Origin of the sequence: Paenibacillus sp. PAMC21692 (assembly GCF_014303795.1) — a bacterium.
GTDB lineage: Bacteria > Bacillota > Bacilli > Paenibacillales > Paenibacillaceae > Pristimantibacillus > Pristimantibacillus agaridevorans.
This window is the reverse complement of sequence record NZ_CP060293.1, coordinates 2211561-2224486: the sequence shown is the minus strand read 5'-3', so window position 1 is coordinate 2224486 and position 12926 is coordinate 2211561. Positions and strand designations below refer to the sequence as shown.

The 12926-nt window shown below is 48.8% G+C and carries 8 protein-coding genes; 1 reads left to right on the top strand and 7 read right to left on the bottom strand.

What is annotated here, in order from left to right; translation table 11 throughout:
* Nucleotides 1-12 precede the first annotated feature (12 nt).
* From H7F31_RS08850 to H7F31_RS08830, 5 genes are all read right to left on the bottom strand, one after another.
* On the bottom strand, nt 13-909 hold the full coding sequence (locus H7F31_RS08850) for an amidohydrolase family protein (protein ID WP_187103848.1): 897 nt from the start codon (nt 907-909) through the stop codon (nt 13-15).
* Between the two features lie 14 nt (nt 910-923).
* Nucleotides 924-1754 (bottom strand): AAC(3) family N-acetyltransferase, encoded by an 831-nt coding sequence (locus H7F31_RS08845; RefSeq protein ID WP_187103847.1) that lies wholly within the window; start codon nt 1752-1754, stop codon nt 924-926.
* A 5-nt stretch (nt 1755-1759) separates the two neighbouring features.
* Entirely contained in the window at nt 1760-2785 is a 1026-nt protein-coding gene (locus tag H7F31_RS08840) for an S-layer homology domain-containing protein (protein ID WP_187103846.1), read from the bottom strand.
* An 81-nt stretch (nt 2786-2866) separates the two neighbouring features.
* Complete coding sequence (locus H7F31_RS08835; RefSeq protein ID WP_187103845.1) at nt 2867-4579, bottom strand: exo-alpha-sialidase; 1713 nt, start codon at nt 4577-4579, stop codon at nt 2867-2869.
* Between the two features lie 34 nt (nt 4580-4613).
* Nucleotides 4614-6749, bottom strand: a complete 2136-nt coding sequence (locus tag H7F31_RS08830; protein WP_187103844.1) for a hypothetical protein — start codon at nt 6747-6749, stop codon at nt 4614-4616.
* A 335-nt stretch (nt 6750-7084) separates the two neighbouring features.
* Between H7F31_RS08830 and H7F31_RS08825 the strand changes: the two genes are divergently transcribed.
* Nucleotides 7085-7948 carry a sugar phosphate isomerase/epimerase family protein gene (locus H7F31_RS08825; protein WP_187103843.1) on the top strand — a complete coding sequence of 288 codons (864 nt, stop codon included), beginning with the start codon at nt 7085-7087 and terminating at the stop codon, nt 7946-7948.
* 315 nt (nt 7949-8263) lie between these two features.
* On the opposite strand, the gene H7F31_RS08820 is transcribed toward H7F31_RS08825, so the two are convergent.
* Nucleotides 8264-10183 (bottom strand): beta-galactosidase trimerization domain-containing protein, encoded by a 1920-nt coding sequence (locus H7F31_RS08820; RefSeq protein ID WP_187103842.1) that lies wholly within the window; start codon nt 10181-10183, stop codon nt 8264-8266.
* 17 nt (nt 10184-10200) lie between these two features.
* Entirely contained in the window at nt 10201-12894 is a 2694-nt protein-coding gene (locus H7F31_RS08815) for a glycoside hydrolase family 78 protein (RefSeq protein WP_187103841.1), read from the bottom strand.
* Nucleotides 12895-12926 lie beyond the last annotated feature (32 nt).

The following is a 12926-nucleotide window of genomic DNA, read 5'->3' as shown; positions in this document are numbered from 1 at the left end:
TTTGCAAATTTATTACAGATCAAATAATTTCATTGCATTCTCTCTAGCAATTTTGTTAAAAACGATTTCACTGATTTTATTCGAATCACGCCAATTGATCAAAAGGTCGACCAAAGGAACCGGCATATTCTTCGTACAAATATCCGTACCGAAATATAGCCGATCCTGAAATTCCGTCAAAAACTTCGGACCATATTCAGGATCTCGAGATATTGCATTGTAGGCCGTATAATCAGACAAATCGCCATAAAGATTCCGATACCTGCGAAACAAGATCGGCACGACGCCCTCTTCCTGAATCGGTCCGCTTGGCAATCTCCCTACTTGGCCGCCTTGCAAGTCAAATATTATCGCTCTTTCTCCCGGAGTCTGCAAACGTCCAATTTCCGCCCAGAACACAGGACCGTGGCCGAATATGATCAAGTTAGGGAATCTTTGCAGCGTATGCTCCAACTGCGGCAAACCCGGATCGTCATACAGGCCGAAATCCCCATTTTTCTGATCAGAACCGTCAAATACGACCGGAAGCCCGACGCGTTCAGCGTGCCGAAACAGATTTTGTACTAAAGGATTCATCAATGGAGCATTTAGCATAACCTCTCCAAGCCCCTTGCATCCCCTGTCCTTATAATAGGAAAGGACTCGTTCGAGCGGAGCTTCAGCCGAATTGGTCAAGGCGCGCGGATCGATGTTACAGTAGGGAATAAATCGATTCGGGTATTTGTCGGCCATATCCAGAATATCTTCGTTGGCTTGCGGAAAATAGATTTCCGGACTGACGATAGGAAGCAGGACGCCTTTCTCTATTCCCAATTCATCATAACGATGGATTAATTCTTCCGCCGTACAAAACTGAACGACAAAAGGGACTGGCTTTCTATAGGCATGCGCATGGATATCTATAAACATAAACGTTACTCCTTTCAATTAGAGCCCGGCTGTATCACATCATTTTTGATCCAGGCAAGGAAGGCTTCATTAAACCAATTTGCCGGGCTTTCCAGGAAGACCCGTAATACATTGTCGATATAATCATCGGCCTTAATGCTTGTAAGCAGCGAATTGCCGCATTTGGCATAAGATATGAAGCCCAACTCATCTAACATGGACTGCGTTTTGCGGGCATCGTGAAAAGGCCAGACGCCTGGAACGCCATACCTGGCTATCTTCGACATGGCCAAACATTTCGCCGCAGGATCGTTAATAGAGCTGCAGTAATGCTCCATCAAGAGATACTCGGCAAAATGTTTAAACGTATTGTAGACCATATCTATCCCAATAAAGACGATTCTTGCTTGTTGCAGGTACATTTTCTGCCAGGGGGACGAATAGGAAAAACAATAATCCCCGAAAACGCCCATACGCGGACCATATGCGGAATGCTCGCCTGTAATCTCGGCTGCCTTGCTCCCCCACGCAGCAACCGAATGGGTCGCCTGATCGCTCCTTATGCTGTCAGGCAGCAAGCGGAATGTTTCGCTAATGTGACCAACATCAGAGGGGGATGTTCCGATATCCCAATTGCGATAAGCATTAGGGAAGTCTTGCTGCACGAGCGTTGGAAACACCACGGTGCCCTGTTCAGTTATCGTCTCTTTGAGCGCATCAATAACAGCGAGCGCCCCATCTGTTACATAACCGAAGCTCTTTAAGGAGGAATGGACGAGTACGATATCGGATGGAGCCACTCCAACCTCCTTAAGAGCATTTATAATATGCGCCCGGGAAACAGCGGGGAGCCGTTCAGATCCCATGGAATTCACTCCCCATTGATTTTAGTTAACAATCTTTTAATCACCACCGCTGCTTCGGCTCGAGTAGACTGAGACTTCGCTGCGAAAGTAGCTTTGGTTGTACCATAAATAAGTCCGCTATGCAGAGCAAGCTCTACATCCTTAATTGCCCATTTGCTAATATCGTTCACATCTGCAAATGATACTCCGCCCGCTGAGTCCGTTTCCTTAAATGCATCCTCCGCCAAAAACCTGCCGGCTCTTACGAGCATGACCGTCATTTCCTCCCTTGAAATCTTTTGCTGGGGAGCGAAGGTGCCGTCCTTTTTTCCCTTAATAATTTTTGCGGCATAAATGCTGCTAACAACATCAGCATACCAAGAATCAGAAGGCACATCTGTAAACGGACTACGGGCAGCCGTTTCTTTCAGATTTAAAGCTCTGGCGATCATAGCGGCAAATTGCGCTCTTGTCACCTTGTCATTCGGCTTAAAATGATTGTCGTCCACACCTTCGATAATTCCTCTCGCCGCGAGCCATTCAATATCCGCCTGAGCCCAGTGCCCTGTCAAATCTATGAAAGTTTTACTCACAGTAACACTCTGCCCGACAGCAGTTGTAGTACTCTTCAGTTGATCGGTTACTGTCTTCATCGTTTCCCACTTCACCATGGCATCTCCGTGCTTTTTGAGTTTAAACTTCAAGGTATTGATGACGAGATCTCCATTTTCTCCCGGTACGTTGCCGATTTTGGTGTGTGCTATGATGATTTCGTTGTTCTTGATAATAGGCGTGATAGAGAACCCTTCAAGATTAGATTTAGCTTCCACTAATTCCAGCTTATCCGGTTCGAAGGAAAAGCTGGCTTCATAGCCGTATAAATTAGCCAAGCTCTTACCGCTAAGAGTCAAAGTAACCTGTCCGTTAACCGGTTTATTGGCATCCAGCAAATACTCTGGAGCTGCTTTAGCATTAGCCGCTGCAGGGAACATCTTTGGCATGCAAAGCAAAATAATGGCCAAGCAAACGATACGTACACGCAAACTGCGCAATTCAGACCACCCGCCTTATCATTTTCCTTGCTCCGAACAGGAGGAAGTTTTACTCTCCCCCTGTTTGGAGGTCAAGAACTGCTATCGTTTGATTTTCTTGGCCTGCGTCACTAAATCTACAATGTCGATTTTTCCATCTCCATTGAGATCCGCTTGCTTGACTTGATTCCAATCCGGACTATTCGTGTCTTTGCCGTAATTGGCGGCAATGATAGCCAAATCACCGACCGATATTTTTTGATCATGGTTAAGATCGCCGGAAAGGCCTGGCGTAATCTGAATGTTAACCGCAGAAGTTGCGGCCGTATATTCAATGCCTTGACCGTTTGCCAAAACCGCGCTGCTGATCTTGATTTCACTTGTCACCGCTTCCGAAACGCTCTTCGATTTAAAGGTGATCTCCACGATGTCCCCTGGAACCTTAATCGCGTTGCCTTCTCCTGTACTGGCTAAAATTAATTGCAGGCTTCCAGCCGGAGTTGTTGTGGTTTCAAGCAGCTTGGCCCCCGGTTTGAGCGATGTTGCCGATACGTATTCTAGGGTCGCCGGATCATAAATCAGGGAAATATCTTGCGCATACACCTCTGCCGCTACACTGCTCAATCCGTATTTCACCTTAAATGTTTCGCCTGGCGACGCCGAGCTTACATTAGACGTTAATGAGGTGGCATTCCCAAAGCCAGTTCCGGCTGTTATGTCAGCTAATTTCCAGATTTGAAGCTTTAACGGTAGTGTGTACGTACCGTCAGGATAGGGGCTATATGTGTAATAAGTAATTAAAACCTCATCGCGATAGGTAGTTATTGAGGGATAAGCATTTATTCCCCTGTCGGCAGGTTCAAGATTGATGTAATTCGTCCATGTCTCCCCTTCGTCATTGGAAACCGCCATCGTCAGAGGTCTGCGATTCTCGTTAGGCGAATTGTTCCAGATCAGCATTAAAGGCCCCATGCCATTATCCGGTATTCGTTTAATCATGTAAGGGGATGAAGCAGTTTGTATATCCGTTTCGATCGGTTCACCCCAAGTTTCCCCGCCATCATCCGAATACGCCTTGATAATATGACCAACTGTCGTGCGAATCAAAATCATGACGCGATGATCCTTTAGCTCGACAAGCACCGGCTCGGAAGGGTAACCTGTCGTCCAATCGACGAAATCGCCAAACTGCCACGTTTCTCCCTCGTCATCCGAATACACGGTAAAAACACCCGATTTACCCGGAATAGACGGGGTGTTACCCCCAAGTGGGATAATAATCCTTCCTGAGCTCAAAACGACAGCACGGTCATTGCCGGTCGGATGATGCCCTTCAAGAGGCGTGATATTGATCGGCTCGCTCCAGGTTCTTCCTTCGTCAGAGGAACGTATCATATGCATCGAGATATGCGTACTATCGTCTTGTTTGTAGAAAAACAGTGCAAGATCACCCGATTTCAGTCTGACTACCCCTTGATTCGCCACATTTTTCAACCCGATATTTTCCTGAATTAAGTAGCTCTCTCCCCAAGTTCTACCACCGTCTTGAGAGATTTTACCCGAGATGACACCCGGAGAATCGTCTTCAACATCACTGTAATTGTCATAAGTGAGCAGTAATTCGTTTTGCTTCAATTCAATAATCGCACCATTAAATGCCCTTTTGGTAATTGTAGTTTGATTTGCTTCTACAACCGTTGTTTCGAAAACCGGGTTTACTGCTCTGTCCGGATCAATATAAGCGCTAGCTTGCAAAGAGCTTGCGAACAATGATGCAAGCAACGTCATCAAAAGCATAAAACTGATTTTCCTCATTTACCTAACCTCCCAGATTTAGTTTCCAACTATTCTAGTGCAGTGAACCAGTGGTTAGAGCAAGCGACTTGCGATAATTCGGAAATTCGTCTTCCAGCACGCTGCGTACTTGAGCAATTTTCCAATGCAGATGCGTCTCATCCGTCATATAGTCCATACTCGGTTCCCAACCAAGCCTGGAATCGGCATTCACATATGGAATAACAGCCTCCGCATTGGCAATTTCCCGTAGAGCCAGCTGCTCCATTTCATCCAAAATGATGCTAGTCTTCGCCGGATCAGGCTCAGTAAACAGCTGCTGTTTAAGCATCCACCATTGTTTTACATGGATCGTCGTTTGCACGGCATGCACGATAAAACAATTCATCCCCAGAAGCCGCCTGCCTTCTTCCTGCTTCTTCGCAGGTACTAAACAAAGGGCTTCCTCCAGGCAACTATTTCCTCGCCGCCAAAGTTCGGCCATACGTTCCAAACTGCCAATTTCCACATTGTACCGGGAATTTCCCAGTGACTGACGGGCATTTTCTAGCGGTCCATAGTCGGCGCTTATGATAGCGCTGCCAAACATCGCATGCCATGCTGCTGGGATGTTCACCTTTTTGCGCAATATAAGCGGATAGGAGGGACCAATGCGAAAGGGGCCGTACTGGTCTTCTGTCGTCGGGATATAGCTCTGAATTCCCTCGCTCCAATGCTGCCAGGCCGCCAGCACGAAGGGAACCGCCTCCTCGCTGAAATCGCGCCGGGCAATCGCGGCATACGTTTCTTCAACAGGCGGGCTCGGACTCCAGTACGCCCATTTCGCAATATCGCTAATGAATGATGGCCACCAGCCGAAGTGATGTGATTCCATTAATCCAGTCAGCCCCCAGTCTTCCCGCGCCTTGAGGAGCGCAGCATGCCTTCTTGCCCACTGGTAAGGAACCGGTTCATAAGGAATGACCCCTATATCCCACGTTAATCCGCCTGTATTGCTCATCGAATACAGCTTTACCCCCCTCTCATGGGCCGCTTTAGCCTCACTGCTGAAATACTGGCCTGGCCCTTCGAACGAAATCGTATAGTCAACGCAAACATTCGTGATGCCTTCATGTTTGATTTGTTCGAACATTTCAAACGTAACTTGCAGCGTCACATCCTCAGGCAAAGAGTTGATCAGTCTGAGTCTCTCTTCCTCCGGCGCCCAGCCCCAGTTGTAAGTCCAGAAGACGATTTCCGTATCCGTACTATGTTTGCGGATAACCTTTTTCAGCAAATTAAGCCATTGAGGATAGTCATAACACGGCCACCAGCCAGGACTGGGTTTCTTCTTCGGCCGCTCTTCCGGCCATTCAAGACGCAGCACTCCTGTCGTATTCGGGTCTTTACTCGGAAATTCGCAGGATTCTCCAACCAAGATGATCCCTTTAAATCGTGGACAGGCTGCTAAAATTTTGCCGTACGTACTGTCATAATACGACTCGGCATCCGGATCGTCAGGATGTTTACGGTTGGTCATGTAGCTGTACATATACACATCGAGGCCGTAGGAGGCTGCCCGGTCAACAAGATAATTAAAATCCAGATGGCCTTCAGGAGTTTGATCGACATCCTTGACAAAGAGGAGAACCGCATCAATACCCGCATGTGCCATTGCATTGAGATGAGCGTCCGGATAACGGTCAAGCCCCCAGCCTGAATGAGCCATACGCGGAGAAAATAAGGGCGTCCGGGAAATATCCTGCCCGCTGACGAAAGGCGCTTCGCGTAAATTCATCAAATCTTCCAAGTAATAGCTTCCCTGCCCTATCCCCCTGTCATCATATCCGCAGACAACAATTCGTTTTGCGTTTGCGATAATGCGGTAACTGCGCGGCTTATCGAGCCTGCTGTCGAGCCCTGGCAGTGCAGCCTGTTCAGCTAAAACGATAACTCGCTCTCCGCTCGCAGCCATTTCGCCGATATGCTCAATACGGTGAAGCGAAACCGATACGCACATGCTTACGAACAAGTAATCCTGCAAGTCCTTTGCTACAGTGAGTACTAGCGGCTTCGCATTCTCCTCGATCACTATACGCCAACCATCTTCAATCACTGCTTCTCCGAATTCCGGATTAACGTTCGAATTGCGCCGGTCCGGTTTGTGAACCGTTTCTAACCGTCTGCGGAATTCATATTTTTTCTCACTCATCGCTTTCCCTCCAAAAAATAAAGCGGTTTCATTGATTTAATGGTAACATCGCTCTAATTAGAGCTTCCATACCAAAATCTTAAGATATGGTGGATAATATTAAAGCCTACAGAGACGCGGCTGGCTTATGCGCTGCGAATTAAACAAAGAAAAAACGAGTGACGGAAGCTGCACCCAATGCGTAATGGTATGCGGCCTGTTCCACACTCGTTGTCAGGTTCGTAGCAATGATCCTGAATTATTTCCGGGTAAATCTGACGAATTTCAATTTAAGTTCCGGGCGGCATTGATTATATTGGTGATAGTTTTATATTAGAGAATGGTGGTGCCAAACAATGAAATGGGGAATCAGCACTTATAGCTTAAGCCGCGCAATAATTGCGCAGCAGATGACCGTTCCGGATGTGATCGAGTGGACAAAAGAAATCGGCGGCGAGCATGTCGAAATCGTGCCCATCGGCTATGATCTGACACAACAGCCGGAGCTTGTTCCCGCTATTCGCCGCAAAGCCGAGCAAGTCGGCATCGATATTTCGAACTATACCGTCAGCGCAAATTTCATCTGTGCGGATGAGGCAGGTTACTTGCAGGAGATCGCACGAGTGAAAAAAGAAGTCGATATCGCCAACAAGCTTGGAGTGAAGCTGTTTCGTCACGACGTCGCATCGAGACCGCTGGATCAAACATCGATCGTTTATTTCCAGAATGATTTGCCTATGCTTTCGGAGGCATGCAGGCAAATTGCCGATTACGCGGCAGGCTTCGGGATCACGACAAGCGTAGAAAATCACGGCTTCTACATGCAGGCCAGCGAACGAGTGGAAAGCTTGATCCATGCAGTCGGACGACCCAATTTCAAGACGACGCTAGACATTGGCAACTTCATATGTGTGGATGAAAATCCGGTCAAAGGCGTCCGGAACAATATTGGACTTGCTTCGATGATCCACTTGAAAGATTTTTACCATCGGTCGAAGCACCTTAATCCCGGGCAAGGCTGGTTTCAATCGGCAAGTGGAGATTTCTTGCGGGGGGCGATCGTCGGGCAAGGCGATATCGACATGCGAGAGGTTCTGCGCATCATTAAAGCTTCCGGTTATGACGGGTATATTTCGATCGAATTTGAAGGCATGGAGGATTGCCTCAACGGGACGCTATTCGGATTCGAAAACGCAAAACGCATGTGGAATGAAGTTTAGCTAGCCGGATCGTCCATGCCCTCAACAAAGAAACAGCCACGGCAAATCAGGAGACCACTGAAGAACTTGCATTTTTCTTTTCCGGCAAATCAGTCAAATTGAAAGAAGGCATCCAATCCCATATATCAGGGAGATGGATGCCTTTTTCTTCTGTTTGAGTTAGTAACCGCTAAATGGATTGCCACCCCACCGTACCTTGATACGATCTGTCAGGCGATCGGCTATCCAGCCAAACGAGCGGATCCTCCCCGTCGTATCGTGCCGCTCCAATATTGCGGCGCCGCGCCAGAATGATCCGATCCAAAAATCATTAGCTCAACGCTCCACAACCACCATCGCATATCCAACCACCTCCGGCAGCGGAATTCGGATGTAACCGTCTATAAATTGATGGTTAAGAGGCTCTTGTCCAGGCGCCAAATAAACAGATGACGCATTATCGCCTTTCAGGTATACAACTGCGCCATTCAGTGTCTGCAAATCTTCGATCACATTATACTTGCCTCTTGGCTCCGGATGAGTGAGCTTTACATGGATTATCCGCTTGTGCTCCTTCTCCGTTACCGTCACACGCGCCGTCGTCGGAATGCCTTCGCACTTGAGGAGCGGCTTCGGCAGCAACTGCCTCAAGCTGTAAGCGACCATCGCCTTGTGAGCATTTGCGGCATACTCCATGTACGTACCGAAAACCGGAAAGCAGAACTGAATAATGTTGTTCGATCTTGCCACTGCCTGCCATCCCGCATAGCGATCAGGCGGTGTATAAAATGAACCATGGAAGCCGTCCCATTCCCGATTAAAGTAAGGCTGCCAATACTCGGCAATTTCCTGCGCGCCCTCCTTCGCCTGCAGCAAAATACCTTGGCTATAAATCCCGCACAGCATGTCCGGCATTTCTCCGAGAGTGTCCTCCAGCATGCGGAAGTATGAGCTGTTCCACGGGTCCTCGCCTTCATAGCTCATGTTCCATTCGCCCAGCGCAAACGCGGTTCCTTCTGGATTCAGACCGGAATGACCGGAGCTAATGATCCCTCCGCCCATAGCAATGAACGATTGCAGCTTTTGTCCGAATTCCGATGTAATTCGCACATCGTCAGGTAAGATAATGATCTTATATGCAGACAAATCATGATTCTCGTTAATGATGTCGTATGTCATCTTCAGCTCGCCTAGCATGCGGACGGCGCCATTGTGACAATCCGCCAGCTCGCCGCCGGCGAATGTAAGAATTCCAATATCCGCCACCACCCGAACATGATCGGTCCACGGCTCGTAACGTTCCAGTTCTTCGTAAATTTCACCGATCACTTTATAAACTGCAGGATCCAGGCCATCCCTGGGATGCATATGGTCGCCGATCGACGTCGGCACGCCGTTCATCAGCGCATCCCAGCAGTCATTTAGCAGCGAAGCTTTGCTCTTCAAGCCGCCGAAGTCTCCCCAGTTGACGTTGAACCGCCCGGTCATATAGAACGTCTGCTGCCCGAGATTACGCGCATAAGCGACCTGGGCCGGGAAGAAATCATAGCTCCAGCCGCTCGGCAAGCATTCGATCTCGTTATGCGTGCGAAGTCCTTCCGTATCGGCCGGCGACAGTCCGTTCAAATACAAAAACTTATCATCGCCGATAATCTCTTTTACTGCCCGCGAGAAAGAAATAAGAGATTCCTTCGTGAAAGCGCGTACATCCTCATCATTTTGCGGATCGCCGCCCTTCTCTCTAATGCCTTCGAGACACTCATTGCCATAACAAGGCGTGACCGCCATGCAATCAAAGAAAAAGCCTTCAACGGGATAGCGCTGGGCAACCTCTCGCACCATGGCAAGCAGATGCTCGCGGTAGCCGGAGTTAAAGCACATATTGCGGAAAAAGTTTTCCGTACGGTCGCCGTAGATCACTTGGCCTTCTTTGTTGACTACGGTCCATTCGCGATGCTTGCGAGCCATCTCGTGATCCAGCCCCGCGTTGAAATAGGCGGTAACGCCAATCCCTACTTTGCGGCATTCCTCTACAATTTGTCCGAACATATCGAAGTTGAGATAAGGGTGCATGACTCCGATTTCCGTCGGGTAATAAGCGAAGCCGATATTGCACTTGGCAAAAACGTTGACATACTCAACGCGTGCATCCTTAAGCGTTCGCGCGAACGCCTTTGCGTCGAAATTGGTCCCGAAATCGGGAATGTCCGGCATCGTATGGAAATCGATGTGTACGGCCCGTTTAATAGTCCTCATGATCCAAGCTCCATTTCTTATGTTCTATAACAGATAAACTCATATTCACCCGACCCGACATGGAAAACCGCCTGATCACCTTCGAAACCTGTCCATGTAACGACAGCAGCCTGTAAGGCCGGTTCGCCGTTAACGAACAAGGAAGCGTAATTCCCATTCTTCGCTTTCACGTATACAGTTGCTGTTGTATTGACCGGGATGGTGACATTTAATCGATAGTTGTCTTCGGACAACTCCCAATGGCTTATGATTTTGCCGTAGATACTTTCGAATTCGCCCCGAGCATACGTAAGTTCGCCGCCTGGCATCGGACGGATAACGATTTGCTTGAACCCGGGCTGCCCGGGAGCGGCATCAATTCCTGCCACAGTGCGGTACAACCACTCGCCAACGGAACCGAGACTGTAATGATTAAGCGAATTCATGCCAGGATCTTGAAATCCGTGCTCCTCTGTCCAGCCGTCCCATCTTTCCCATATCGTAGTCGCGCCGTGTTTTATCGAATAGCCCCAGGAAGGAAAAGTATCCTGAAGCAGCAGCCGATAGGCGACATCCGTTCGCCCTCCGCGGGTCAGTACGGGCAGCAGATAAGAAACGCCCAAAAAGCCCGTTGTCAGGTGTCCGCCATGGTTTTCGATATCTTCAACGAGATAGTGAATCGCCCGTCGTTCATTTTCGGTAGACAATAGATTCATTTGAATCGCAAGCACATATGCAGCCTGCGTATCCCCCTTAATCCGGCCATCCGGACCAACGAAGGCCTCGTTAAAAGCAGAGCGGATCTTTCCGAACAATTCCGTGTACGATTTTGCTTCTTCTTCCTTCCCGAGCGCCTTTGAGATATTCGCCATAATAGACGTGCTGTAAGCAAAATACGCCGTTGCGATTACATCTTTGGGTGTCTCCGCCCCGACAGACAACCAATCACCGAACCCGTACTCTCCTACTATATAATCCTCGCTGACATCGAGCACAAACCGGATCCATTTGCGATATGATTCGTAGTGCTCTTGCAAGATGGCATGATCTTCATATACCTGGTAGAGCGTCCAGGGAATAATAACGCCCGCGTCCCCCCAGCCCGGAGAAAGCTTCAGATTATAAGGATCATTAAGGGAAGCCAAGTATCGGGTCAGCCCTCCCTCAGGGTTCACGATATGGAAATTGCCGTTTGGCTGCTGGGCATCCATCATGTCGATCATATATTTGCGGAAAAAGGAGGCGATGTCCATATTGTAAGAGGCTGTACGTATGAAAACCTGCGAATCCCCCGTCCATCCCCAACGTTCATCCCGTTGCGGACAATCTGTCGGTACGCTAAGAAAATTATCCCTGCCGCTCCAAACGATGTTGCTTTGCAAACGATTGACCATTGGATTGGACGTAATCAATGAACCTGTCATGGCAAGCGCCGAATGAACGACCTGTCCGACGACGGAACACACTGCGACCTCCTCGCTGGATACGGTGATTTCCACGTATTGAAACCCGTGATACGTAAACTGCGGAGCGTAGGCCTCCGTCTTATCGCCTTTCAGAATGTAAATGTCGGTTTGCAGGGCTCCGCGCAAATTTGCCATGTATAAACCGCTATCCTGATCCAATCGCTCGCCATAACGAAGCGTAACCTTGGAACCAGCCGGGCCTGTCAGCACAATGCGCACCCAACCCGCAATATTTTGTCCAAGGTCATATATCGTCTGCATTTCGGATCGCTTATATTGGCGACTCGGCGTGATTTCCTCCGTAATGCGTACCGGAGGGTCTACCTGGGATACAAGCTTCGCGGTATGCGACTTCACTCCGACTGATTCCCATTCGCTATCATTGAAACCGGGCTCGCACCATCCCGCTTGCTCTCTGCGTGCGTCATACATTTCACCCATGATGATATCGGCCTTCGACAGTGGCCCTTCACTTGTTTTCCAAGATTCATCCGAAACGATACACTCCGCAGAACCGTCGTCATATTCTACATGCAATTGAAACAAGAAATAAGGCTCGGTACCATATTGATATTTCCCGATGCTTGCCACATGGCCCGCGTACCAACCGCTGCCGAGCAGTGCGGCCGCCACATTATCCCCAGTCTTTAACAGCGACGTAACATCGTAAGTCTGATACTGCACCCGGGTATTGTAATCGGTCCATCCCGGCGCGAAGTAATCCTCACTGACCCGTTTACCGTTAATTTGGAGCGTATATAGCCCCAGCGCGGAGGAAAAAACGGTTGCGCGGACAATCGGGCGTCGCATATGAAACTTTTTTCTCACATACGGACATAGCTCAGTCGTCCTTGAAAGTCCCTCCTCCCCCATCCATTCGGTACTTGGGCCGGTCATGCCGATCCACTTTGCAAGCCATTCCTTGGAATGAAACAGCCCGGTTGAAAATAAAGCGGATTCGCTCCATGCCGTCGGATTGCCTGTTCGATCCCATGCTTGCACCGCCCAGTAATACAGCGTATTCGACCTTAATGCAATGCCGTCATATTCTACATGAACGTTCCGATCCGAGACGACCTTGCCGCTATCCCATACCGTACCGTGGCGTTCTTGAATATCGGCAAGGTTGGAAGCGACGATGATTCGGTAGGCGGTTTGCCCTTGTGATCGGATATGAGACTGAAGCATCCAGCCGAATCTTGGCTTTCGGACATCGATCCCCAGTGGATTGTTTTTGTATTCAGTTTTCAAGTTTAATACTCTCATTTCGTCCTCCAAACTCAGTATAGGTCGAGTTG

Excerpts from the sequence above, each read along its gene's own strand:
- H7F31_RS08850 (WP_187103848.1), bottom strand. The coding sequence starts at position 909 with ATGTTTATAGATATCCATGCGCATGCCTATAGAAAGCCAGTCCCTTTT.
- H7F31_RS08845 (WP_187103847.1), bottom strand. The coding sequence starts at position 1,754 with ATGGGATCTGAACGGCTCCCCGCTGTTTCCCGGGCGCATATTATAAAT.
- H7F31_RS08835 (WP_187103845.1), bottom strand. The coding sequence starts at position 4,579 with ATGAGGAAAATCAGTTTTATGCTTTTGATGACGTTGCTTGCATCATTG.
- H7F31_RS08830 (WP_187103844.1), bottom strand. The coding sequence starts at position 6,749 with ATGAGTGAGAAAAAATATGAATTCCGCAGACGGTTAGAAACGGTTCAC.
- H7F31_RS08825 (WP_187103843.1), top strand. The coding sequence starts at position 7,085 with ATGAAATGGGGAATCAGCACTTATAGCTTAAGCCGCGCAATAATTGCG.
- H7F31_RS08820 (WP_187103842.1), bottom strand. The coding sequence starts at position 10,183 with ATGAGGACTATTAAACGGGCCGTACACATCGATTTCCATACGATGCCG.
- H7F31_RS08815 (WP_187103841.1), bottom strand. The coding sequence starts at position 12,894 with ATGAGAGTATTAAACTTGAAAACTGAATACAAAAACAATCCACTGGGG.